The organism is Streptomyces sp. NPDC048604, from assembly GCF_043199435.1.
GTDB lineage: Bacteria > Actinomycetota > Actinomycetes > Streptomycetales > Streptomycetaceae > Streptomyces.
The window spans coordinates 319,282-341,774 of sequence record NZ_JBICVX010000007.1; the positions used below are offsets into that span (position 1 = coordinate 319,282).

Consider the following 22,493-nt stretch of genomic DNA (forward strand, 5'->3'; position numbering starts at 1 on the left):
TCCGCAGTCGCCGCGCGGCCGCGTCGTAGAGTCCTACGACGCGGTCGCGCAGGTCTCGTTCCATGGCGACCTGCTCGGTGTCGGAAGCCTCGCGTAGGCTCGGACCTGGAGAAAACACCGAACGACAGGCAGGGAGCGCGCAGTGCTCATCGACACCTACGGCCGAGTGGCCACCGACCTGCGTGTCTCGCTCACCGACCGGTGCAATCTGCGCTGTACGTACTGCATGCCCGAGGAGGGCCTGCAGTGGCTGGCCAAGCCCGACCTCCTCACCGACGACGAGATCGTCCGGCTGATCCGCATCGCGGTCACCGACCTCGGCGTCACCGAAGTCCGCTTCACCGGCGGCGAACCGCTGCTCCGCCCCGGCCTCGTCGGCATCGTCGAGCGCTGCGCCGCCCTGGAGCCGCGCCCGCGGATGTCCCTGACCACCAACGGCATAGGCCTCAAGCGCACCGCCGCCGCCCTCAAGGCCGCCGGCCTGGACCGGGTCAACGTCTCCCTGGACACCCTGCGCCCCGACGTGTTCAAGACCCTCACCCGCCGCGACCGGCACCGGGACGTCCTCGACGGCATGGCCGCCGCCCGCGACGCCGGACTGACCCCGGTCAAGGTCAACGCCGTCCTCATGCCCGGGCTCAACGACGACGAGGCCCCCGACCTGCTGGCCTGGGCGATCGAGCACGACTACGAACTCCGCTTCATCGAGCAGATGCCGCTCGACGCCCAGCACGGCTGGAAGCGCGACGGCATGATCACCGCCGGGGACATCCTGGAGTCGCTGCGCACCCGTTTCACCCTCACCCCCGAGGGCGCCGACGAGCGCGGCTCCGCGCCCGCCGAGCGCTGGGTGGTCGACGGCGGACGGCACACCGTCGGCGTGATCGCCTCGGTCACCCGCCCGTTCTGCCGGGCCTGCGACCGCACCCGGCTCACCGCCGACGGCCAGGTGCGCACCTGCCTGTTCGCCACCGAGGAGACGGACCTGCGGGCCGCGCTGCGCTCCGACGCTCCGGACGCGGTGGTCTCCGAGATCTGGCGCAAGGCGATGTGGGGCAAGAAAGCCGGTTCCGGCCTGGACGACCCGAGCTTCCTGCAGCCCGAGCGCCCGATGTCAGCGATCGGCGGCTGAGGAGTCGCCGGAGTCCTCCTGCCGGGCCTCCCACTCCGCGAGCGTCACCACGTCCTTGAGGAAACCCCGCACCCCGAGGAACTGCGACAGATGCTCGCGGTGCTCCTCGCAGGCGAGCCAGGTCTTGCGCCGCTCCGGCGTGTGCAGCTTCGGGTTGTTCCAGGCCAGCACCCAGACGGCCGCGGCGCGGCAGCCCTTGGCGGAACAGATCGGGGACGTCGGCGACGGGGAACTCTCCGGGATGATCACCGGAACATTGTCCCTGCACAAACGACGCCGAGCAGCCACGGGGGGAGCTGCCCGGCGTCGGTCCGTCGCTCCGACGGGGGATGCGGAGCGCAAGGGCAGTATGTCACGCGGACCCCATCGCAGTGCAGCGGAACGTCATGATTGATCTGAGCTTTTCTTGAGCTTCTCGTCGGGCCCCGGCTCGATCATCGGCCGCTCCGGCGGCAGCGAGAACGTCGACGGCAGGGACGGCGCCCGCTCACGGCCCGCATTGGCGATCACCACGGCCACGTACGGCAGCACCGCCCCCAACACCAGGGCCACGATCGCCACATGGCGCTCCACGTTCCACAGCACGGCCGCCGCGATGACAGCCAGCGTGCGCACGCTCATCGAGATCACGTAGCGACGCTGCCGGCCCCGTACGTCGTCGGCCAGACCCTTGCGCGCCCCGGTGATCCGGAAGACCTCGTTGCTGCCATGCGTCCGCATCGCGTACCACCACCGGATTCCGTGCCGGACTCTCCCCGGTCCGGGTCTCTCTCCACGGTACGCCCGCCGTCCGGCGGAGGTGAGAGGGGGTCACGTACGGCGCTGTCCGACATGCACGGTACGGCCGACTGGCCGAGACTGGGCCCACATGCGCAGATCGCGCCGCCGCTGAGGAGGCGACCAGATGGGTTGGTTGTGGGCAATCATCGTGGGCTTCGTCCTCGGCCTGATCGCCAAGGCGATCCTGCCGGGCAAGCAGCAGATCCCCCTGTGGCTGACGACCGTGTTCGGCATTCTCGGCAGCCTCCTCGGCAACGCCGTCGCGGGCTGGATCGGCGTCGAGGAGACCCGGGGCATCGACTGGACGCGCCACCTGCTCCAGCTGGTCTTCGCGGTCGCCGTGGTCGGCGTGGGCGACATGCTGTGGGTCCGGCTCAAGGGCGGCAGACGCACCGTGTGACCGGACGGACGACGGCCCGGGCACGCGTGGAAACGCGCACCCGGGCCGCCGTCGTGCAGCCGGACCGGTAGGACTCAGGCCCCCGCGTACTCGATCGCCGCCAGGTTCTTCTTGCCGCGCCGCAGCACCAGCCAGCGCCCGTGCAGCAGCTCGCCCGCCCCGACCTCGGCGTCCTCGGCCGCGACCTTCACGTTGTTCACGTAGGCCCCGCCCTCCTTCACCGTGCGCCGGGCGGCCGACTTGCTCGCCACCAGACCCACCTCGGCGAACAGGTCCACGACCTGGCCCAGCTCGGTGACCTTCGCGTGCGGCAGCTCGGAGAGCGCCGCCGCCAGCGTCGCCTCGTCCAGCTCCGCCAGCTCGCCCTGGCCGAACAGCGCCTTCGATGCCCCGATCACGGCCGCGCACTGGTCCGCGCCGTGCACCAGCGTGGTCAGCTCCTCGGCCAGCGCCCGCTGTGCGGTGCGCGCCTGCGGCCGCTCCTCGGTGAGCCGCTCCAGCTCCTCCAGTTCCTCGCGGGACTGGAAGGAGAGGATCCGCATGTACCGGGCGATGTCGCGGTCGTCGACGTTCAGCCAGAACTGGTAGAACGCGTACGGCGTGGTCATCTCCGGGTCCAGCCAGACGGCGCCGCTCTCGGTCTTGCCGAACTTGGTGCCGTCCGCCTTCGTCATCAGCGGCGTCGCCAGCGCGTGCACGGCCGCTTCCGGCTCGAGGCGGTGGATCAGGTCGAGACCGGCCACCAGGTTGCCCCACTGGTCCGAGCCGCCCTGCTGCAGCGTGCAGCCGTAGCGCCGGTACAGCTCCAGGAAGTCCATGCCCTGCAACAGCTGGTAGCTGAACTCGGTGTAGCTGATGCCCTGCTCGGACTCGAGACGGCGGGCCACCGAGTCCTTGGTCAGCATCTTGTTGACCCGGAAGTGCTTGCCGATGTCCCGCAGGAACTCGATCGCCGACAGCCCGGCCGTCCAGTCCAGGTTGTTCACCATGACCGCGGCGTTCTCGCCCTCGAAGGACAGGAACGGCTCGATCTGCGAACGCAGCCGGTTCACCCAGTTCGCGACCGTCTCCGGGTCGTTCAGGGTGCGCTCGGCGGTGGGACGCGGGTCGCCGATCTGACCGGTGGCCCCGCCGACCAGCGCCAGCGGCCGGTGTCCGGCCTGCTGGAGCCGCGCGACGGTGAGCACCTGGACCAGGTGGCCGACGTGGAGACTGGCCGCGGTCGGGTCGAAGCCGCAATAGAACGTGACGGGACCGTCCGCGAGAGCCTTGCGCAAAGCGTCCTCGTCGGTGGACTGGGCGAACAGCCCGCGCCACTTCAGCTCGTCGACGATGTCCGTCACGTCGTCCGTCTCCTCGTGATGAAGGGGGATCTGGTTGTCCTGATCAGTCTAGGCGGGTCAGACCCCCTTGCTGACCGAGCTCATGTTGAAGTCCGGGACCCGCAGGGCGGGCATCGCGGCTCGGGTGAACCAGTCGCTCCACTCGCGCGGCAGCGTCTTCTCCGTGCGGCCCGCCTCCGAGGCGCGCGACAGCAGGTCCACCGGGGACTCGTTGAAGCGGAAGTTGTTCACCTCGCCGACCACCTCGCCGTTCTCGACGAGATAGACGCCGTCCCGGGTCAGCCCGGTCAGCAGCAGCGTCGCCGGGTCGACCTCGCGGATGTACCAGAGGCAGGTCAGCAGCAGGCCGCGCTCGGTGCCGGCCACCATCTCGTCCAGCGACCGCTCGCCGCCGCCGTCCAGGACGAGGTTGCCGATCCCCGGGGCCGACGGCAGCCCGGTCAGGCCGGCGCTGTGCCGGGTGGTGGTCAGGTGCTCCAGCTTCCCGTCCCGCACCCAGTCGGTCGGGGACAGCGGCAGGCCGTTGTCGAAGACCGAGGAGTCGTCGCCGGAGGAGTGCGAGATCACGAACGGCGCGCACTCCAGGCCCGGCTCGTCCGGGTCCGAGCGCAGGGTCAGCGGGAGCGGGGAGAGCGTCTCGCCCAGGCGGGTGCCGCCGCCGGGCTTGGAGAAGACCGTACGGCCCTCCACCGCGTCCCGGGCGGTCGACGACCACAGCTGGTAGATCAGCAGGTCGGCCACCGCGGTCGGCGGCAGCAGCGTCTCGTACCGCCCGGCGGGCAGCTCCATGCGGCGCTCGGCCCAGCCCAGCCGCTTCGCCAGCTCGGCGTCGAGCGACGCCGGGTCGACGTCCTTGAAGTCCCGGGTGGAGCGGCCGGCCCACGCCGAGCGGGACCGGTCCGGGGACTTGGCGTTGAGCTCCAGGGTGCCGTTCGGCTGGTCGTGGCGGAGCCGCAGGCCCGTGGAGGAGCCCAGGTAGGTCGAGGTCAGCTCGTGGTTGGCGAAGCCGTACAGCTCACGGCCGCCGGCCCGGGCGCGGGCGAAGGCCTCGCCGAGCGCGGGCGCGAAGTCGGCGAAGACGGCCGAGGTGGTCTCGGCCGGAGCGTCGGTGAAGTCGGGGGACGACGGCACGCCCGTCACCAGCGGCTGGGCGTCCTCGGCCGGCCCGGCGGCCCGCGCGGCCTCCTCGGCGGCCCGCACCAGCGGCTCCAGGTCGTCCACGGTCACCGCCGACCGGGACACCACGCCGGACGCGGTCCCCTGCGCGCCGTCGACCGTGGCGATCACGGTGAGGGTGCGGCCGCGGGTGACGCCGTTGGTGGTCAGCGCGTTGCCGGCCCAGCGCAGATTGGCGCTCGACTCCTCGTCGGCGATGACGACGCACCCGTCCGTCCGGGACAGCTCCAGGGCGCGCTCGACGATCTCGTACGGCTTGGTGATCCGAGAGCTCATCGCCCGGCCTCCTGCGTGGTGTTCAGAATGTTCACGCCCCGGAAGAGGGCGGAGGGGCAGCCGTGGGAGACCGCGGCGACCTGGCCGGGCTGGGCCTTGCCGCAGTTGAACGCGCCGCCGAGGACGTACGTCTGCGGGCCGCCGACCTTCTCCATCGAGCCCCAGAAGTCCGTCGTCGTCGCCTGGTACGCGACGTCCCGCAGCTGGCCCGCGAGCCGGCCGTTCTCGATGCGGAAGAAGCGCTGACCGGTGAACTGGAAGTTGTACCGCTGCATGTCGATCGACCACGACCGGTCGCCGACCACGTAGATGCCCCGCTCGACCCCGCCGATCAGGTCCTCCGTGGACAGCCCGCCCGGGTCCGGCTGCAACGACACGTTCGCCATCCGCTGCACCGGCACATGTGCGGGGGAGTCCGCGAAGGCGCAGCCGTTCGAGCGGCCGAGGCCGGTCAGCTTCGCGATCCGCCGGTCCAGCTGGTAGCCGACCAGGGTGCCGTCCTTCACCAGGTCCCAGCTCTGCGCCTCGACGCCCTCGTCGTCGTAGCCGATGGTGGCCAGGCCGTGCTCGGCGGTCCGGTCGCCGGTCACGTTCATGACCGGGGAGCCGTACGTCAGCTTGCCCAGCTGGTCGAAGGTGGCGAACGAGGTGCCCGCGTACGCCGCCTCGTAGCCGAGCGCCCGGTCCAGCTCGGTGGCGTGGCCGATCGACTCGTGGATCGTCAGCCACAGGTTCGACGGGTCGACGACCAGGTCGTACCGCCCCGCCTCGACGCTCGGCGCGCGCATCTTCTCCGCGAGCAGCGCCGGGATCTCCTCCAGCTCCGCGTCCCAGTCCCAGCCGGTTCCGGTCAGGTACTCCCAGCCGCGCCCGACCGGCGGCGCGATGGTGCGCATCGAGTCGAACTCACCCGTCGTCCCGTCCACCGCGACGGCGGTGAGCTGCGGGTGCAGCCGGACCCGCTGCTGGGTGGTGACCGTCCCCGCCGTGTCCGCGTAGAACTTGTTCTCCTGGACCGTCATCAGCGAGGCGTCCACATGCGCCACGCCCTCGGCCCGCAGCAGCCGCGCGCTCCAGTCGGCGAGCAGCGCGCTCTTCTCCTCGCCCGGGACGTCGAACGGGTTGATCTCGTACGCGGAGATCCACGTCTTCTCCGCGTGCACCGGCTCGTCGGCCAGCTCCACCTTCTCGTCGGACCCCGCCGCGGAGATGATCTTCGCCGACAGCTGCGCCATGGCCACCGCCTGCGAGGCGACCCGCGCCGCCGCGTCCATGGTCAGGTCGACGCCCGAGGCGAACCCCCACGCGCCCCCGTGCACCACCCGCACCGCGAAGCCCAGGTCCGTGGTGTCCGAGGAACCCGCGGGCTTGGCGTCCCGCAGCCGCCAGGAGGCGCTGCGCACCCGCTCCAGGCGGAAGTCGGCATGGCTCGCGCCGAGCGCGCGCGCCCGCGCGAGCGCCGCATCGGCGAGCGCCCGCAGGGGCAGCGCCGTGAAGGCGTCGTCGAGGGAATGGGTCCCAGATGGCACAGCTGTCTCCTGTCGTGTGAGACCGGTCGTCCCCGATCATGTCGCGGTTCCGGGCGCGATGCCACGCGCTTTCCGCGGCGCGTTCTGTAGGGACCCGACAGTGGCATGCGTACGCCACTGTCAGGGGTCGATTCCCTCGAAGAGGGACGGGACCGATAGGTTTTCGATGTACCAGACCGCTGATCGAAAGGGTGATCCGTTGAGCCGCTCGGTTCTCGTCACCGGAGGAAACCGGGGCATCGGCCTCGCCATCGCCCGCGCTTTCGCCGAGGCCGGAGACAAGGTCGCCATCACGTACCGCTCCGGCGAACCGCCGGCCGCCCTGACCGATCTGGGCGTCCTCCCCGTCAAGTGCGACATCACCGATGCCGAACAGGTGGAGCAGGCCTACAAGGAGATCGAGGAGAAGCACGGTCCGGTGGAGGTGCTGGTGGCCAACGCCGGTGTCACCAAGGACCAGTTGCTCATGCGGATGTCCGAGGAGGACTTCACCTCCGTCCTCGACACCAACCTCACCGGCACGTTCCGGGTCGTGAAGCGTGCCAACCGCGGGATGCTGCGCGCCAAGAAGGGCCGCGTCGTCCTGATCTCCTCGGTCGTCGGACTGCTCGGCTCCGCCGGGCAGGCGAACTACGCCGCCTCGAAGGCCGGACTGGTCGGCTTCGCCCGCTCCCTCGCCCGTGAGCTCGGATCGCGCAACATCACGTTCAACGTCGTCGCGCCCGGTTTCGTCGACACCGACATGACCAAGGTCCTCACCGACGAGCAGCGTGCGGGCATCGTGTCCCAGGTCCCGCTGGGCCGCTACGCGCAGCCGGAGGAGATCGCCGCCGCGGTGAAGTTCCTCGCCTCCGACGACGCCTCGTACATCACTGGAGCCGTCATCCCGGTTGACGGCGGATTGGGCATGGGTCACTGATCACCATGAGCGGAATTCTCGAAGGCAAGCGCATCCTGATCACCGGCGTGCTGATGGAGTCCTCCATCGCGTTCCACGCCGCGAAGCTGGCGCAGGAGCAGGGCGCGGAGATCATCCTCACCGCCTGGCCCCGGCCCACGCTGACGGAGCGCATCGCCAAGAAGCTCCCCAAGCCCGAGAACGTGAAGGTCCTGGAGCTCGACGTCTCCAACGACGAGCACCTCGCGCGCCTGGAGGGCCAGGTCCGCGAGCAGCTGGGCGACCGCCTCGACGGCGTCGTCCACTCCATCGGCTTCGCCCCGCAGGACGCGCTCGGCGGCAACTTCCTCAACACGCCGTTCGAGTCGGTCGCCACGGCCATGCACGTCTCGGCCTTCTCGCTGAAGTCCCTGACCATGGCGCTGCTGCCGCTGATGAGCGAGGGCGGCTCCGTCGTCGGCCTCACCTTCGACGCGAAGTTCGCCTGGCCGCAGTACGACTGGATGGGCCCGGCCAAGGCCGCCCTGGAGGCCACCAGCCGGTACATGGCGCGTGACCTCGGCAAGCAGAACATCCGCTGCAACCTGGTCTCCGCCGGCCCGCTCGGCTCCATGGCCGCCAAGTCCATCCCCGGCTTCGACGGTCTGGCGAGCGTCTGGGACTCCCGCTCCCCGCTGGAGTGGAAGCTGGACGACCCGGAGCCGGCCGGCAAGGCCATCGTCGCCCTGCTGAGCGACTGGTTCCCGATGACCACCGGCGAGATCGTCCACGTCGACGGCGGCCTGCACGCGATCGGCGCGTAGCCGTACGCCTGCACGCGATCGGCGCGTAAGCACGCCGCGGACGTGATGAGGGCCGGTGGGCCGCCCCTTCGGGGGTGGCCCGCCGGCCCTCCCGCATTGCGGAACGGGCTCGAGTCGAAAAGTCCGGCGGCGCACCTCAGACTGGTCGGAGCGTGACGTTTCTGTCTGCCGACGGGGAGGAGGTACGGCCATGCGTGCGAGGCACCGCAGAGTGGTCGGGATCGCCTCGGCCGCCGTACTCCTCGCCGGGACCGCCGCCGTCCTCGCCGAGGTACGCGCCGCTCCGGCGCCCGCCGCCCGGGGCGAACAGCCTCCGGCGTACGAGGCGACCTGCCGTACCGCCGTCGACGGCTCGCGGGTGACCGCGTACTGCCACAACCCCTACCCCGGCACCGACCGGGTCCGGCTGCACGTCGAGTGCGACGCCTGGTGGGACGTCGACAGCGACAGCGCCCCGGCCGACGTCGGCCCGACCGAGTACGCCGAGCTGAGCGGCCGTTGCTGGAAGGACGTACGGGCGGTCTGGCTCACCCATCAGCCGGCGACGGACTCCGCAGGCACATGAACGGATAGCTCGCCGCCTCCGCCGCCGCGGCGTCCCCGTCGCCGGCCCGGATCGCGGCGACGAGCCGCCCGTGGTCCATGTGGTTCTCCGGCCGCAGCTCCCGGCCCACGTCCCCGCGCAGCCAGTCGCGCAGCACGTCCCCGAGGTCGGCGTACAGCCCCGTCAGCACGTCGTTGTGGGAGGCCGCCACCACCGCCTGGTGGAAGGCCGCGTCCAGGGTCACGAAATGCTCCGCGTCGCCCGCCGCCCAGGACTCCTCGCGCCGCGCGAGCAGCGCCTCCAGCTGCCGCATGTCCCGCTCGGTGCGCCGCTGCGCGGCCAGCCGGGCCGCCGAGGACTCCAGCGTCGAGCGCACCTCGGCCACGTGCCGCGGGTCGGAGCCGGCGAAGCGGCGGTGCATGACGCCGGCCAGCTCGCTGGTGGCGATCACGTACGTGCCCGAGCCCTGGCGGATGTCGAGGAGCCCGTTGTGCGCGAGCGCGCGGACCGCCTCGCGCACGGTGTTGCGGGCCACGCCCAGCAGTTCGACCAGCTCCGGCTCGGTCGGGATGCGCGAGCCCACCGGCCACTCGCCGGAGGTGATCTGGTTGCGCAGCTGCGCGATCACCTGGTCCGAGAGCGCGGAACGCCGGGGGGAGCTGAGCACCATCAGAGACCTCCGGATTGGTTCGAGATTGGACAATCAATCATCCCATGATTCTATGATGGCGCTCATGTCCGACGAGCCGCAGACCCTCGACCCCGCCCCGGCCCCTGCCCGCCTCCGTACGCCCGCCGCCGAGGCCACGGCGGCGATCAGCGGCGGCAGCAGAGGCGGCGACACCGGTCCCGGCACAGGTCCCGGCCCCGGCCGCTGGGTCGTCCGTCTCGTCGTCGTCGGACTCGTGCTCGCCGCGCTCAACCTGCGCCCCGCCATCACCAGCCTCGGCGCCCTCCTCGAAGAGGTCCGCGCCGGCCTTCACATGAGCGGCAGCGTCGCCGGCGTCCTCACCTCCGTGCCGCCGCTCTGCTTCGCCGTCTTCGGGCTCACCGCACCCCGCCTGGCCCGCCGCTTCGGCCCCGCCGCGGTCGTCGGCGCGGGCATGGCCGCGATCTTCGCCGGTCTCGCCGTACGGCCCTTCGCCTCCGGCACCGTCGGCTTCCTCGCCGCCAGCGCGCTCGCCCTCATGGGCATCGCGGTCAGCAACGTCCTGATGCCGGTGATCGTCAAGCGGTACTTCCCGGACCGCATCGGCACCATGACCGGCCTGTACTCCATGGCCCTCGCCCTCGGCACCTCACTCGCGGCCGCCGCGACCGTCCCCATGACCGAGGCCCTGGGCGGAAGTTGGCGCACGGGCCTCGGCGTCTGGGCCGTACTCGCGGTTCTCGCCGTACTCCCCTGGATCCCGCTGCTGCGCGACCGCGACCGCGACGGCAGCCGCCACCTCGGCCGCGACGGCAGCCGCCACCGCACCCCGGCCGGCCGACCGGCCGCCTCCCCGGGCGCGCCCGCCGACGCGCCGCCCGGCCGCATCACCCGCAGCCGCACCGCCTGGGCCCTCGCCTGCTTCTTCGGCCTCCAGGCCACCGGCGCGTACATCACCATGGGCTGGATGCCGCAGATCTTCCGCGACGCCGGCGTCCCCGCCACCACCGCCGGCCTGCTGCTCGCGGTCACCATGGTCATGGGCGTCCCGCTCGCCTTCGTCATCCCGCGGCTCGCCACCCGGCTGCGCACCCAGGGCCCGATCGTCGTCGCCCTGGGACTGTGCGGCGTCACCGGCTACCTCGGGCTCTTCCTCGCCCCCACCGCCGGCGCCTGGGTCTGGGCCGTGCTGCTCGGCGTCTCCAACTGCTCCTTCCCGCTCGCCCTCACCATGATCGGAATGCGCTCGCGCACCGGCACGGGCGTCGTCCGGCTCTCCGCCTTCGCGCAGAGCGCCGGCTATCTGATCTCCATCCCAGGACCGCTGCTCGTCGGCGTCCTCTACCAGCACAGCGGCGGCTGGGACCTGCCCCTCGCGCTCATGGCGGGCCTGCTGGTCCCGCAGATGGTCGTGGGCGTCCTCGCCGGACGGGACCGGACCGTCGAGGACGAGATCTGAGATGCGAGACTGGGCCCATGCCCTACCTCGAACCGAATCCCCCGAACGGCCAGAAGAAGCTGCTGCTCGTGCTGTGCGCGATGCTCGGCATCGGGGCCGTGATCGCCGTCATCGCCTCCATCGCCTCGCCCTCCTGAGCCCGGCACGCCCCCGGGTGGGGGCTTTCCCCCGCGTCCCCTAGGGGGTACGCCTCAGGGTGAAGTGGGTGGATCACCGGATGGGCGGGGCCCCGCCCGCTTCGTACGGTGGGGACCGTCGCAGCAGCGCGCAGGTCCCGACCCACGGAGGCGGCCATGACGGCCCGTATCCCCACCCGCCCCCGGACCCCGGCCAACGGGGTCGACGCCCGGCTGCCGTGGTGGGCCCTCGCCCTCCCCGTGGCCGCCTTCGCCGTCCTGTTCCTGCTGATCGCCGACCCGGGCCAGGCGCATGCCGCGGCCGTCGCCGGCGACGCCCCGATGGGCCGGTTCCTGGAGACCCTGCAGCGCGCCCTGGGCCGCTGACCTCGTGCGGGTGCCGTCGATCTCGTGCGGGTGGAGTCCCCTCAACCCCCTGCGCCCAAAGGCCCGTTTCATGCGAAGCTGGGGTGCATGAGCGTCGAGACACCCCGCAAGATCGTGCTGCTCCGCCACGCCAAGGCCGACTGGGGCCAGGAAGCCGACCACGAGCGGCCGCTGGCCGACCGGGGCCGACAGGACGCCCCCCTCGCCGGCCGCCGGCTCGCCGCCCAAGGCATCACCTTCGACCTGGCCCTCTGCTCGACCGCGCTCCGCACCCGCGAGACCTGGAAGCTCGCCGTCGCCGAGCTGTCGCAGCGGCCGAAGACCGTCTACGAGGAGCGGCTGTACGAGGCCTCGCTCGGCGAGCTCATCGCGCTGCTCAACGAGACCTCCGACGAGGTCCGCACCCTGGTCGTCATCGGCCACAACCCCGGCATGCACGGCCTCGCCGACGCGCTCTCCGGCGAGGCGGACGGCGACCTGCTGTCCCGGATGAACCGCCGCGGCTTCCCGACCTCGGCCATCGCGACCGTCGAGTTCACCGGCTCCTGGAAGTCCGTGGAGCACGGGGTCGGCCGCCTGGTCGACTACTGGACCCCGCACTCCTGACCCGTACGCGCGTGGGCCCGGCCGTCCCGAAGGACAGCCGGGCCCACGCGCAGGTCACGGGAGCGCCCGCGGCTCAGTGCGGCAGCTCGTCGTCGCCGAGGTCCGCCGCCTCGACCTCCTCGCGGGTCACCCCGAGCAGGTACAGCACGGTGTCCAGGAAGGGCACGTTCACCGCCGTGTCGGCGGCCCGGCGCACCACCGGCTTGGCGTTGAACGCCACACCGAGCCCGGCCGCGTTCAGCATGTCCAGGTCGTTCGCGCCGTCGCCGATCGCCACGGTCTGCGCCAGCGGCACGCCCGCCTCATGGGCGAACCGGCGCAGCAGCCGCGCCTTGCCCGCCCGGTCCACGATCTCCCCGGTGACCCGGCCGGTCAGCCTGCCGTCCACGATCTCCAGCGTGTTCGCCTGGGCGAAGTCCAGGCCGAGACGCTCCTTCAGATCGTCCGTGACCTGCGTGAACCCGCCGGAGACGACGCCCACCTGGTAGCCGAGCCGCTTCAGCGTACGGATCAGGGTGCGGGCGCCCGGGGTCAGCCGCACCTCGGCGCGGACCTTGTCCACGACCGAGGCGTCCAGGCCCTCCAGGAGCGCCACCCGGGCGTGCAGCGACTGCTCGAAGTCCAGCTCGCCGCGCATCGCGGCCGCGGTGACCTCGGCGACCTCGTTCTCGCAGCCGGCGTGGGCCGCGAACAGCTCGATGACCTCGTCCTGGATCAGCGTCGAGTCGACGTCCATGACCACCAGCCGCTGCGCGCGGCGGCTCAGCCCCGCGGAGACGACGGCGACGTCCACGCCGATCTCGTGCGCCTCGGTGGCCAGCGCGGTCCGCAGCGGCTCCGTCTCACAGCCGGAGACCGCGAACTCGACCGCCGTCACCGGGTACTTCGCCAGCCGGAAGACCCGGTCGATGTTGCCGCCGGTCCCGGTGATCCTCGCCGCTATGGCGGCGGTCTGCTCCGAGGTGAGCGGGTGGCCGAGCACGGTCACGTGGGACCGGCCGACGCCCCGGGGCCGGTTGTCGCCGAGGCCGGAGATGATCTCGGCCTGCAGCTTCTGCGACTCCGCCCAGCTGTGCACGGTCGCCCGCAGCTCGCCCTCGGAGCTCACGGTCGGCTCCGTGACGAGCGCGCACAGGACGATACGGCCCCGGGTGACGACCTGCTCGATGTCGACCACGTCGACGGAGAAGGCGGCCAGGGTGTCGAAGAGCCCGGCGGTGATCCCGGGCCGGTCCTTCCCGAAGATCTTGACGAGAAGGGTGGGAACGTCTGAGGTCTGCGTTGCGCTCATGGTGATACCACCGTATCGGGCACCCGGTGCCACCGGACGTCCCGTCCCGACTGCCGGACAGACCTGTGACGACCCCGTCGCCCCCGGTTCGCCCGCGTGACGCCCGGCCGCCATCCGGGTACGGCTGGGGAGTGCGCGGACCCTGGTGCCGGAGCGCGCGGACCCCGGCGTCGGCTTGCCCCCGCTCGTCCGTACTTTCATGATCCGTACGGACTCGCGGGGTTTCGCGTCCTCGGCGGCAGCCTCTGCGGGGTCTTCACACGGCCCGACTTTCGGTTCGAGGGCCGGGCCTGAAATAGTTCCCCAGGTTGTTCACCATCCCTAGACTCCCGCGCGACGGGGGTACATCGGGGGACAAGTAGTGGGGCATGGAGTGCCAGAACTCGTACTGGAATTGAACGGAAGGACCTGGACTCTCGATCCGTCCAGGTCATACACCCTCGGACGCGATCCGCAGGGCGACCTGGTCATCGACGATGCCCGGGTCTCGTGGCGACACGCCACCATCAGCTGGGGCGGCCGGAGTTGGGTCATCGAGGACCACGGCTCGACCAACGGCACGTTCGTACAGGGCCAGCGGATCCACCAGATGGAGATCGGCCCCGGTTCCGCGGTCAACCTCGGCAACGCGACCGACGGCCCGCGACTGAATCTCGCCGGCGCCGCCCAGGCCGCCCCGGCGCAGCAGTCGGTGCAGCACCAGGCGCCGGCCCATCAGGCCGCCGGCTGGGCGGGTCATCAGGCCCCGCCGCAGGCCCAGCCCCAGCAGGGCTGGCAGCAGCCGCCGGCCCAGCAGCCGGCGCAGCCTCAGGTGCCGCACCAGCAGGCGCCGCACCAGGCACCCGGAGTCGGCGGAGCCGCGGGGGCCGCGCCGGCGCTCGGCGACCGCAGCCCGACCATGTTCCACCAGCTGTCGCTCGGTCATGTCATGCGCATCGGCCGTGCGCTGGAGAACGAGCTGGTCGTCTCCGACCTCCAGGTCTCGCGCCACCACGCCGAGTTCCACGCCACGCCCGACGGCCGCATGGAGATCCGCGACCTCGGCTCCCACAACGGCACGTACGTCAACGGTCAGCCGATCCCCAAGGGCGGCACCGCCCTGCTCGGCCCCAACGACACCGTCGGCGTCGGCCACTCGACGTTCCGGATCGTCGGCGGCCGGCTCGAGGAGTTCGTCGACACCGGCGACGTCTCCTTCTCCGCCCGCCACCTCACGGTGACGGTCGACGGCGGCAAGCAGATCCTCAAGGACGTCTCCTTCGGCGTCCCGGAGAAGTCGCTCATCGGCGTCATCGGCCCCTCCGGCTCCGGCAAGTCGACGCTGCTCAAGGCGCTGACCGGATACCGCCCGGCCAACGAGGGCGACGTCCTGTACGACAACCGCAGCCTCTACAAGCAGTTCGCCGAACTGCGCCAGCGCATCGGTCTGGTCCCGCAGGACGACATCCTGCACAAGGAGCTGACCGTCCAGAAGGCGCTCAAGTACGCGGCCAAGCTCCGCTTCCCCGCGGACACCAGCGACCAGGAGCGCGCCCAGCGCATCGACGAGGTGCTGCGCGAGCTCAAGCTGGACATCCACAAGGAGAAGAAGGTCACCTCCCTCTCCGGTGGCCAGCGCAAGCGCGTCTCCGTCGCCCTGGAGCTCCTCACCAAGCCGTCGCTGATCTTCCTGGACGAGCCGACCTCCGGCCTCGACCCGGGCATGGACCGCGACGTCATGCAGCTGCTGCGCGGCCTCGCCGACGACGGGCGCACCGTCCTCGTCGTCACCCACTCCGTGGCCGAGCTGGCGCTGTGCGACAAGCTCCTGGTGATGGCCCCCGGCGGCTCCGTGGCCTACTTCGGGCCCCCGGACGAGGCGCTGAACTTCTTCGGCTACAGCACCTGGGCCGACGTCTTCTCCGCCTTCGAGAACTACCGCGACTACGACTGGGCGGGCCGCTGGAAGGGCTCGCAGCACTACCAGATGTACGCCGCGGACCTCGACGCCGTCGCCGCGCAGCCGGTCCAGATGCCCGGCGCGGCCCAGCAGGCGCTGGCCCGGCCGCCCAAGCCGCAGGGCTGGGGCTCGCAGCTGTGGACCCTGATCCGCCGCTACGTCTCGGTGATCGCCTCCGACAAGGGCTTCCTGGCCCTGATGGTGATCCTGCCCGCCGTCCTCGGCGCGGTCTCGGTGGTCATCCCCGCCGACTTCGGCCTGGCCCCGCCCAAGCCGCCGTCCCGCTTCAACGGCGACGCCGGCACGATCATGCTGATCCTCGCGGTCGGCATGTGCTTCTCGGGCGCGGCCAACTCCGTACGAGAACTGATCAAGGAACGGGTCATCTACGAGCGGGAGCGCGCCACCGGCCTGTCCCGCTCCGCGTACCTGATGTCCAAGGTCATCGTGCTCGGCGTGATCACCGCCTTCCAGGGCGTGATCATCTGCGGCATCGGCTTCTCCACCCGCGACCTGCCGGCCGAGGGCCTGCTCATGCCGCCGGCGGTCGAGCTGTGCATCCAGGTCATCGCGCTCGGCCTGACCTCGATGATGGTCGGCCTGGTCATTTCCGCGCTGGTGAAGACCGCCGAGAAGACCATGCCGCTGCTGGTCATGTTCGCGATCATCCAGGTCGTGTTCACCGGCATCCTCTTCCAGGTGTACGGCTCGCCCGGCCTGGAGCAGTTCGCCTGGCTGATGCCGTCCCGCTGGGGCATCGCGGGCGCCGGCACCACGCTCGACCTGGCGCACCTGATGCCGCCGTGGGACCACAAGGACCCCACGAACACCGACCCGCTGTGGGAGCACACGGTCGGCCAGTGGAGCCTCGACCTCGGCATCCAGCTGTTCATGGCGGCCGTCTGCTGCGTCCTCGTGGCGCGGCTGCTGCGCCGCCACGAGCCGGAGGTCATGCGCAAGTAGTCACCGGCGCACGGCCCGGGCCGCACGCCCGAAGGGCGGCACCCCTGCACGGGGTGCCGCCCTTCGGCATGTCTGAGGCGACTCAGTACGCGCTGTTGACGTTGTCGATCGTGCCGTAGCGGTCGGCCGCGTAGTTGCAGGCGGCGACGATGTTGGCGACCGGGTCGTACTGGTCGAACTTGGTGCCCGGGACGTGGTAGGCCTTGAAGGTCGGGTAGATGACCTGCAGCAGGCCCTTCGACGGGACGCCGTTGATGGCGTTGATGTCCCAGTTGTTGATCGCGCGCGGGTTGCCGCTGGACTCGCGCATGACGTTCTTGTGGATGCCGTTGTAGGTGCCCGGGATGTCGTGCTTGTCCATGATGAACAGCGCCTCGCGGATCCAGCCGTCGAGGTTGTTCGCGAACACGGGGGTGCGGGCGGCGGCGCGGCTGGCGGCGGCCTTCTCGGCGGCGCGCTTCTTCGCGGCGGCCTTCGCCTTGGCCTGGGCCTCGGCCTTGGCGGCGGCCTTGGCCTTCGCCTTCGCGGCGGCGACGCGCTTGGCCTTGGCCTTCGCGGAGGCCTGCGCCTTGGCGGCGGCGTCCTTCTTGGCCTGGAGGCTCAGGGCGGTCTGCTGCTCGGTCAGGCTGCTCTGGAGCGCCTTGGCCTGCGCGCTCTCGGCGTTGTACGCCCAGGCGACGGGCTTGCCGTTGGCCAGGGCCTGCGGCTCGGTCTCGGCAGAAGCGTTGCCGCCGGAGACCAGGGAGAAGGAGAGGGCGGCGACGCTCAGGGCGGCCACACCGGCGATGGAGACCTTGTGCTTCTTGTTGAGTCGATAGTTGCCAGGCTTCTTCGTGGACATGCGGGAGTACCTCTTCGAGTAGCGCGGGGGGTCGCTCAGGCCGGGGCGGCTGCGCCTCATCGGCGGCGACGGACGCAATTCTTAGCGGCCGCAAAATCCTGTGGCAAAGGTGTGACGTACGATCCCGGGTAGTGGATCAGGGGGCCCACGACAACCCCCCGACACCACCCCCGAACCGGACCTATCAGGACTCATCCGGTCCTTATGCGGCCACTAGCGCGCTTCGTAAGTGACCTGGGTCCTATGCCCGGGCTCACACCGGGCCCACGCCGCTCTCACCATGCGTTGCTCACGCAATGCGCACAGTGAGGCCCTCCTCGGGCAGGAGGAGATGCACGTCCCCGAACTCGTGCCAGAGGTAACGGCCGTTCACCGCCGCGGCGTACGCGGCCTCCAGCGCGGGCCGCCCGGCGACCGCCTCCAGCATCAGCAGATGCGAGGCCTCGGGCTCGTGCAGCCCGGTCAGCAGCCCGGCCACCACCCGCACCCCCCGCTCCGACGTCACCACCAGGTCCGTCCACCCGGAGGCCGCCCGCACCACCCCGTCCGGCCCGGCGGCCGACTCCAGCGCCCGTACGGCCGTCGTACCCACCGCGACCACCCGCCCGCCGCCCGCCCGAGCCGCGTTCACCAGCCGGGCCGTCGCCGCCGGCACCTCGTACGGCTCCGGGTACGGCGGCTCGTGCACCTCAGCCGACGCCACCCCCGTATGAAGGGTCAGCGGAGCGAACCGCACCCCCCGGCGCTCCAGCTCCGCCACCAGCGCCGCCGTGAACGGCCGGCCCGCGCTCGGCATCTCCGCCGAGCCCGCCCCGTCCGCCGCCGGCCGCGCGAACACCGTCTGGTACGCCTCCAGCGGCTGGTCCCGCTCCGTGTACCCGTACCGGATCGGCCGCCCGTACCGCGCGAGGAGCCCCGGCACCGCCGTGTCCGCCCGCGCCCACCACAGCCGCGAGCCCCCCGGCGTCAGCGGCTCGCCCAGCGCCAGCCGCGCCCCGCCCGGCAGCCGCACCACGGCCCCCGCCGGACCGCCCGCCCGCGGCCGCGTCGTCCCCCGGCCGTCCGGCGCCCGCAGCTCCACCGCCCACCGGCCGTCGCCGCCCCGGGTGGAGAAGTGCACCACCACGGCGTCCCCGCCGAGCCGTCCGTTCACCGCCGCGGGCAGCGTCGCGGACGTGTTCACCACCAGTACGTCCCCGGCCCGCAACAGCCCCGGCAGCTCCCGGAACCGGTGATGCGCCACGGTCGCGCCCCGCGACAACAGCAGCCGCACCTCGTCCCGCTCCTGCGCGGGAACCCGCGCCGAAAGCTCCGGAGGCACCCGCGGCCAGGGCCGGACGGGCACGGCGCCCGCACGCCCCGTCCGCGCCCGCGTGCTCACCCGGTCACCCCCGCCGCCCCCAGCAGCCCCGCCGCCGTGTGGCGGCCGCTGGCCGGACGGGTGTCCAGGAGACGCAGGAACGCCGGGGCGACCTCCTCGGGGAGGGGCGCGCCCGCGGCCTCCTCCGGGTCGGCCGCCGCCAGCATGTCCGTGCGCATGCTGCCCGGGTCCACCCACCAGACCCGCAGCCCCGGCTCCTCCACGGCCAGGACCGCCGAGAGCCGGTCCAGGGCCGCCTTCGTCGCCCCGTACGCGCCCCAGGTCCGGTACGCCTCCACCGCCGCGTCCGAGCTGATGTCCACCACCGCGCCCGCGGGCGCCCCGCGCAACAGCGGCAGCGCCTCCTGCACGAGGCCGAGCGGGGCCACCACGTTGGCCTCCAGGGCCGCCCGGAACCGGTCGAGCGGATGGTCCTCCAGGCGGACCAGCGGCTCGACGCCGAGGATCCCCGCGTTGTTCACCAGCAGATCCAGACCGCCCAGCGCCCCGGCCGCCGCCACCAGCGCCCGCCGGTGCGCCGCGTCCGTCACGTCCCCCGGCACCGCCACGACCCGCGCGCCGTGCGCCGAGCGGACCGCCTCCGCCGTCTCCTCCAGTGCCTTCGCCCTGCGGGCGCCCAGGACCAGGTCCCAGCCCCGGCCGGCCAGCGCGTGCGCGAGGGCCCGCCCGAGCCCCCGGGACGCCCCCGTGACGATCGCAACAGACATGTGCCCCAGTCCCCTCGAAGTCGGTACTCGCCTCGTCGACGAGTTCCAGCCTCCGGCGGGGCCTTTCCGGCCGCCTCGTCCCCGGGCCCCGACCCGGCACGGCACTTCGACCTAGGCCCCCGGTCCCGGACCGCCGCGGTCTCCGGACGGATACGGACCGTCACACCCCGCCGGTACGGTGAACACATGAGCCATCGACCGAGCTCCGGCCTCGCCGCCGTGAGCACCGCGCTCCTGGCGATGAGCCGCCAGATGGAGGTCCGCGACGTCCTCAAGACGATCGTCGTGTCCGCGCGCGAACTGCTCGACGCCGAGTACGCCGCGCTCGGCGTGCCCGACGATCACGGCGGCTTCGCCCAGTTCGTCGTCGACGGCATCTCCGACGAGCAGTGGAAGGCCATCGGCCCGCTGCCCCGCCAGCACGGCATCCTCGCCGCGATGCTCCACAAGGCCGAGCCCGAGCGGCTTGCCGACGTCCGCAAGGACCCCCGCTTCGAGGGCTGGCCCGCGGCCCACCCCGAGATGTCCGACTTCCTCGGCCTGCCCGTCCGCGACGGCGACGAGACCCTCGGCGCGCTGTTCCTCGCCAACAAGCGCTGCCCCAAGCCGGCCGGCGGCTGCGGCTTCACCGCCGACGACGAGGAACTTCTCGGCATCCTCGCCCAGCACGCCGCCATCGCCCTGACCAACGCCCGGCTGTACGAGCGCAGCCGCGAGCTCACCATCGCCGAGGAGCGCTCCCGGCTCGCGCACGAGCTGCACGACGCGGTCAGCCAGAAGCTGTTCTCGCTCCGGCTCACCGCCCAGGCCGCCGCCGCGCTCGTCGACCGCGACCCGGCCCGCGCCAAGGGCGAGCTCCAGCAGGTGGCCGCGCTGGCCGCCGAGGCGGCGGACGAACTGCGCGCCGCCGTCGTCGAGCTGCGCCCCGCCGCGCTGGACGAGGACGGGCTCGTGCACACCCTGCGCACCCAGATCCAGGTCCTGGACCGCGCCCACGCGGCGAAGGTCACCTTCGACAGCGCGGGCGTGCGCGCCCTGCCGGCCGCGCAGGAGGAGGCGCTGCTCCGCGTCGCCCAGGAGGCCCTGCACAACGCGCTGCGGCACTCCGGCGCGGAGCGCGTCGACGTCGCCCTCGTACGGCGCGGCCAGGGCGCGCTGCTCACCGTCGCCGACGACGGCCGCGGCTTCGAGCCGGGTGCCGTCCGCAAGGCGGGCCGGCACCTCGGACTGGTGTCCATGCGGGCCCGGGCCGGCGGGGTCGGCGGCAAGCTCACCGTGACGTCGGCTCCGGGCCGCGGCACCACGATCGAGATGGAGGTCCCCGGTGGCTGACAGGACAATCAGAGTGCTCCTGGTCGACGACCATCAGGTCGTCCGCCGGGGCCTGCGCACCTTCCTGGAGGTCCAGGACGACATAGAGGTGGTCGGGGAGGCCGCCGACGGCGCGGAGGGCGTCGCCCGCGCGCAGGAGCTGAAGCCCGACGTGGTCCTGATGGACGTGAAGATGCCGGGGATGGACGGCATCGAGGCCCTGCGCAAGCTGCGGGAGCTGGCGAACCCGGCCAAGGTGCTGATCGTCACCAGCTTCACCGAGCAGCGCACGGTCGTCCCGGCGCTGCGCGCGGGCGCCTCGGGGTACGTGTACAAGGACGTCGACCCGGACGCCCTGGCCGGCGCGATCCGCTCGGTCCACGCCGGCCACGTCCTGCTCCAGCCGGAGGTCGCCGGCGCGCTCCTCTCCCAGGAGGAGGGCCACGGCGGCTCGGGGCGCGGCTCGACGCTGACGGAGCGGGAGCGCGAGGTCCTGGGCCTGATCGCGGACGGCCGCTCGAACAGGGAGATCGCGCGCGCCCTGGTCCTGTCGGAGAAGACGGTGAAGACGCACGTCTCGAACATCCTGATGAAGCTCGACCTGGCGGACCGCACACAGGCGGCGCTCTGGGCGGTTCGCCACGGTCTGACGTCATAGCGACGATCACCGTGTTCATACTGTCGGGCGAATGTCCCCCACATGGCGCAACTGTGCCGGGCGGGGGCCGTTCTCCAGGACGTACCGCGGCCACCCGGCCGCGGCGACGACCAGGAGGAATCCGCACATGAACAGCTTCAAGAAGGCCGCCGCGCTCACCATGGTCGCCGGGGGCCTCGTGGCCGCCGGCGCCGGCGTCGCCTCCGCCTCGGCCCACGCGGACGGCGAGGCCCTGGCCTCCCCGGGCGTCGCCTCCGGCAACCTCGTCCAGGCCCCGATCCACGTCCCGGTCAACGCCTCCGGCAACAGCGTCAACGTGATCGGTCTGCTCAACCCCGCCTTCGGCAACACCGCCGCGAACGGCTGACACCCCTCGCCGAACGGACACGGGAGCCGCTCGGCGAACACGGTGTGCCCCCGCCCACGGCGGGCGCCGCACGTCCGCGTCCCCCTTCGCGGACGAGCGGCCGCCCGCCGGGCGGGCCCGGCGGGCCGTCACCTACCGCTCCCGCTCCCGCTCCTCCACATACGCGTTGTACGCCGCCACCTGCGCCCGCCGGGCCACCCGCTCCACCGGCCGCAACGCGGCACCCCGCGCCGCCATCTCCGCCGCGCTCACCGCACCGCCGTGCCCGTCGTCGTACGCGAGCGACACCAGCAACGACACCCGCTGCGCCAGCTCCAGCACCCGCACCGCCCGCGGCGGATACCCCGGCGCCAGTACGTCCCGCGCCGCCGACGCCTCCGCCCGCGCCCGGTACGCGTCCCGCGCCGCGTCCGCCGCCGGGCCGGAGCCGGCCACGTCCAGCCGGGTCAGCACCGCCGTCGCCTCGCGCAGCGCCTCCGCGAGCTCCCGCTCCGCCTCGCCGAGCGACGGCACGTCCGCCGGCGGCGCCTCCCGCACCGCGAGGCAGCGCCAGACGACCTCCACATGGACGTCCCCGGCCGGCCCCGCCTCGGACACCTCCGGCACCAGCCCGTACGGCGCACCGAAGCCGACCACCGCCTCCTCGGCCTCCAGGGCCCGGGCGTTGAAGTCCGGCGGCCCGCTGAGCCCCAGCGGATGTCCCGGTGTGGGCAGCGCCACGCGCCACCCGGTCACCCCGAGCCGCCGCAGCCGCCCCAGCGCGAGCGTCAGTCCGACCGGAGCCGCCTCACCCGGCAGCCCCTCCACCCGATGCACCGCGTCGTCCCCGACGATCGCCTCGACCGCGTCGTCCGGCGACACCGCCCCGGCCAGAAGGGCGTTGCCCCAAGCGGCGAGGCGTCCTGAGCGTGGTTCCCAAAGCATGGGCCACAGCCTA

Annotated in this window: 24 protein-coding genes; 13 read left to right on the forward strand and 11 right to left on the reverse strand. The window is 72.3% G+C overall.

Annotated elements, in window-relative coordinates; all coding sequences use genetic code 11:
* Positions 1–142 precede the first annotated feature (142 nt).
* Positions 143–1,132: a GTP 3',8-cyclase MoaA gene (moaA, locus tag ACGFMM_RS17640; RefSeq protein WP_393647236.1), complete on the forward strand. Its 990-nt coding sequence runs from the start codon at positions 143–145 to the stop codon at positions 1,130–1,132.
* Here moaA and ACGFMM_RS17645 read toward each other — a convergent pair.
* Together ACGFMM_RS17645 and ACGFMM_RS17650 are read right to left on the reverse strand one after the other, a co-directional pair.
* Complete coding sequence (locus tag ACGFMM_RS17645; RefSeq protein ID WP_393647279.1) at positions 1,115–1,375, reverse strand: hypothetical protein; 261 nt, start codon at positions 1,373–1,375, stop codon at positions 1,115–1,117. The genes moaA and ACGFMM_RS17645 overlap by 18 nt on opposite strands.
* 141 nt (positions 1,376–1,516) lie before the next feature.
* The gene (locus tag ACGFMM_RS17650; protein WP_393647237.1) at positions 1,517–1,852 is read right to left on the reverse strand and encodes a DUF3099 domain-containing protein; all 336 of its coding nucleotides are present in this window, start codon (positions 1,850–1,852) and stop codon (positions 1,517–1,519) included.
* Between the two features lie 184 nt (positions 1,853–2,036).
* Here ACGFMM_RS17650 and ACGFMM_RS17655 point away from each other — a divergent pair, with 184 nt between their 5' ends.
* Positions 2,037–2,312, forward strand: a complete 276-nt coding sequence (locus ACGFMM_RS17655) for a GlsB/YeaQ/YmgE family stress response membrane protein (RefSeq protein ID WP_393647238.1) — start codon at positions 2,037–2,039, stop codon at positions 2,310–2,312.
* 74 nt (positions 2,313–2,386) lie between these two features.
* Here the strand turns inward: ACGFMM_RS17655 and tyrS are convergent, their stop codons facing one another.
* The 3 genes from tyrS to ACGFMM_RS17670 are packed head-to-tail and all read right to left on the reverse strand — an operon-like array spanning position 2,387 to position 6,636.
* A complete protein-coding gene (tyrS, locus tag ACGFMM_RS17660; protein WP_393647239.1) occupies positions 2,387–3,655 on the reverse strand; it encodes a tyrosine--tRNA ligase in 1,269 nt (422 codons plus the stop codon).
* Between the two features lie 57 nt (positions 3,656–3,712).
* Positions 3,713–5,107: a metallopeptidase TldD-related protein gene (locus ACGFMM_RS17665; protein ID WP_393647240.1), complete on the reverse strand. Its 1,395-nt coding sequence runs from the start codon at positions 5,105–5,107 to the stop codon at positions 3,713–3,715.
* The gene (locus ACGFMM_RS17670; RefSeq protein ID WP_393647241.1) at positions 5,104–6,636 is read right to left on the reverse strand and encodes a TldD/PmbA family protein; all 1,533 of its coding nucleotides are present in this window, start codon (positions 6,634–6,636) and stop codon (positions 5,104–5,106) included. The genes ACGFMM_RS17665 and ACGFMM_RS17670 overlap by 4 nt, the downstream gene beginning before the upstream one ends.
* A gap of 199 nt (positions 6,637–6,835) precedes the next feature.
* Here ACGFMM_RS17670 and fabG point away from each other — a divergent pair, with 199 nt between their 5' ends.
* The 3 genes from fabG (at position 6,836) to ACGFMM_RS17685 (ending at position 8,902) form a co-directional block, all read left to right on the forward strand.
* Positions 6,836–7,555 (forward strand): 3-oxoacyl-[acyl-carrier-protein] reductase, encoded by a 720-nt coding sequence (gene fabG, locus ACGFMM_RS17675; protein WP_393647242.1) that lies wholly within the window; start codon positions 6,836–6,838, stop codon positions 7,553–7,555.
* A 5-nt stretch (positions 7,556–7,560) separates the two neighbouring features.
* Entirely contained in the window at positions 7,561–8,337 is a 777-nt protein-coding gene (gene fabI / locus ACGFMM_RS17680; RefSeq protein WP_393647243.1) for an enoyl-ACP reductase FabI, read from the forward strand.
* A gap of 190 nt (positions 8,338–8,527) precedes the next feature.
* Positions 8,528–8,902, forward strand: a complete 375-nt coding sequence (locus tag ACGFMM_RS17685; RefSeq protein WP_393647244.1) for a hypothetical protein — start codon at positions 8,528–8,530, stop codon at positions 8,900–8,902.
* Here the strand turns inward: ACGFMM_RS17685 and ACGFMM_RS17690 are convergent.
* The gene (locus ACGFMM_RS17690) at positions 8,865–9,551 is read right to left on the reverse strand and encodes a FadR/GntR family transcriptional regulator (protein WP_393647245.1); all 687 of its coding nucleotides are present in this window, start codon (positions 9,549–9,551) and stop codon (positions 8,865–8,867) included. The two genes, ACGFMM_RS17685 and ACGFMM_RS17690, sit on opposite strands and share 38 nt — an antisense overlap.
* A 64-nt stretch (positions 9,552–9,615) precedes the next feature.
* Between ACGFMM_RS17690 and ACGFMM_RS17695 the strand changes: the two genes are divergently transcribed.
* The 4 genes from ACGFMM_RS17695 to ACGFMM_RS17710 all read left to right on the forward strand — a co-directional run bounded on the left by ACGFMM_RS17695 (position 9,616) and on the right by ACGFMM_RS17710 (position 12,098).
* Positions 9,616–10,989 carry a CynX/NimT family MFS transporter gene (locus tag ACGFMM_RS17695; protein WP_393647246.1) on the forward strand — a complete coding sequence of 458 codons (1,374 nt, stop codon included), beginning with the start codon at positions 9,616–9,618 and terminating at the stop codon, positions 10,987–10,989.
* A gap of 17 nt (positions 10,990–11,006) precedes the next feature.
* Positions 11,007–11,126: an SGM_5486 family transporter-associated protein gene (locus ACGFMM_RS17700; protein WP_393647247.1), complete on the forward strand. Its 120-nt coding sequence runs from the start codon at positions 11,007–11,009 to the stop codon at positions 11,124–11,126.
* 156 nt (positions 11,127–11,282) lie between these two features.
* A complete protein-coding gene (locus ACGFMM_RS17705) occupies positions 11,283–11,492 on the forward strand; it encodes a hypothetical protein (RefSeq protein ID WP_393647248.1) in 210 nt (69 codons plus the stop codon).
* A gap of 87 nt (positions 11,493–11,579) precedes the next feature.
* Complete coding sequence (locus tag ACGFMM_RS17710; RefSeq protein ID WP_393647249.1) at positions 11,580–12,098, forward strand: SixA phosphatase family protein; 519 nt, start codon at positions 11,580–11,582, stop codon at positions 12,096–12,098.
* Positions 12,099–12,171: 73 nt separating this feature from the next.
* On the opposite strand, the gene serB is transcribed toward ACGFMM_RS17710, so the two are convergent.
* On the reverse strand, positions 12,172–13,389 hold the full coding sequence (gene serB, locus ACGFMM_RS17715) for a phosphoserine phosphatase SerB (RefSeq protein WP_393647250.1): 1,218 nt from the start codon (positions 13,387–13,389) through the stop codon (positions 12,172–12,174).
* A 361-nt stretch (positions 13,390–13,750) separates the two neighbouring features.
* Between serB and ACGFMM_RS17720 the strand changes: the two genes are divergently transcribed.
* The gene (locus tag ACGFMM_RS17720) at positions 13,751–16,291 is read left to right on the forward strand and encodes an FHA domain-containing protein (RefSeq protein WP_393647251.1); all 2,541 of its coding nucleotides are present in this window, start codon (positions 13,751–13,753) and stop codon (positions 16,289–16,291) included.
* Positions 16,292–16,373: 82 nt separating this feature from the next.
* On the opposite strand, the gene ACGFMM_RS17725 is transcribed toward ACGFMM_RS17720, so the two are convergent.
* From ACGFMM_RS17725 to ACGFMM_RS17735, 3 genes are all read right to left on the reverse strand, one after another.
* A complete protein-coding gene (locus ACGFMM_RS17725; RefSeq protein ID WP_393647252.1) occupies positions 16,374–17,132 on the reverse strand; it encodes a transglycosylase SLT domain-containing protein in 759 nt (252 codons plus the stop codon).
* Between the two features lie 289 nt (positions 17,133–17,421).
* Positions 17,422–18,513, reverse strand: a complete 1,092-nt coding sequence (locus ACGFMM_RS17730) for an S-adenosylmethionine:tRNA ribosyltransferase-isomerase (RefSeq protein ID WP_393647253.1) — start codon at positions 18,511–18,513, stop codon at positions 17,422–17,424.
* Complete coding sequence (locus tag ACGFMM_RS17735) at positions 18,510–19,220, reverse strand: SDR family NAD(P)-dependent oxidoreductase (RefSeq protein ID WP_393647254.1); 711 nt, start codon at positions 19,218–19,220, stop codon at positions 18,510–18,512. Before ACGFMM_RS17735 ends, ACGFMM_RS17730 begins: the two co-directional genes overlap by 4 nt.
* Before the next feature lie 186 nt (positions 19,221–19,406).
* Between ACGFMM_RS17735 and ACGFMM_RS17740 the strand changes: the two genes are divergently transcribed.
* The 3 genes from ACGFMM_RS17740 to ACGFMM_RS17750 all read left to right on the forward strand — a co-directional run bounded on the left by ACGFMM_RS17740 (position 19,407) and on the right by ACGFMM_RS17750 (position 21,556).
* A complete protein-coding gene (locus ACGFMM_RS17740; RefSeq protein WP_393647255.1) occupies positions 19,407–20,552 on the forward strand; it encodes a GAF domain-containing sensor histidine kinase in 1,146 nt (381 codons plus the stop codon).
* On the forward strand, positions 20,545–21,189 hold the full coding sequence (locus tag ACGFMM_RS17745; protein ID WP_393647256.1) for a response regulator: 645 nt from the start codon (positions 20,545–20,547) through the stop codon (positions 21,187–21,189). Before ACGFMM_RS17740 ends, ACGFMM_RS17745 begins: the two co-directional genes overlap by 8 nt.
* A 127-nt stretch (positions 21,190–21,316) precedes the next feature.
* Positions 21,317–21,556, forward strand: a complete 240-nt coding sequence (locus tag ACGFMM_RS17750; RefSeq protein ID WP_393647257.1) for a chaplin — start codon at positions 21,317–21,319, stop codon at positions 21,554–21,556.
* A gap of 132 nt (positions 21,557–21,688) precedes the next feature.
* On the opposite strand, the gene ACGFMM_RS17755 is transcribed toward ACGFMM_RS17750, so the two are convergent.
* Positions 21,689–22,480, reverse strand: coding sequence for a hypothetical protein (locus ACGFMM_RS17755; protein ID WP_393647258.1), 792 nt, complete (start codon positions 22,478–22,480; stop codon positions 21,689–21,691).
* Positions 22,481–22,493 lie beyond the last annotated feature (13 nt).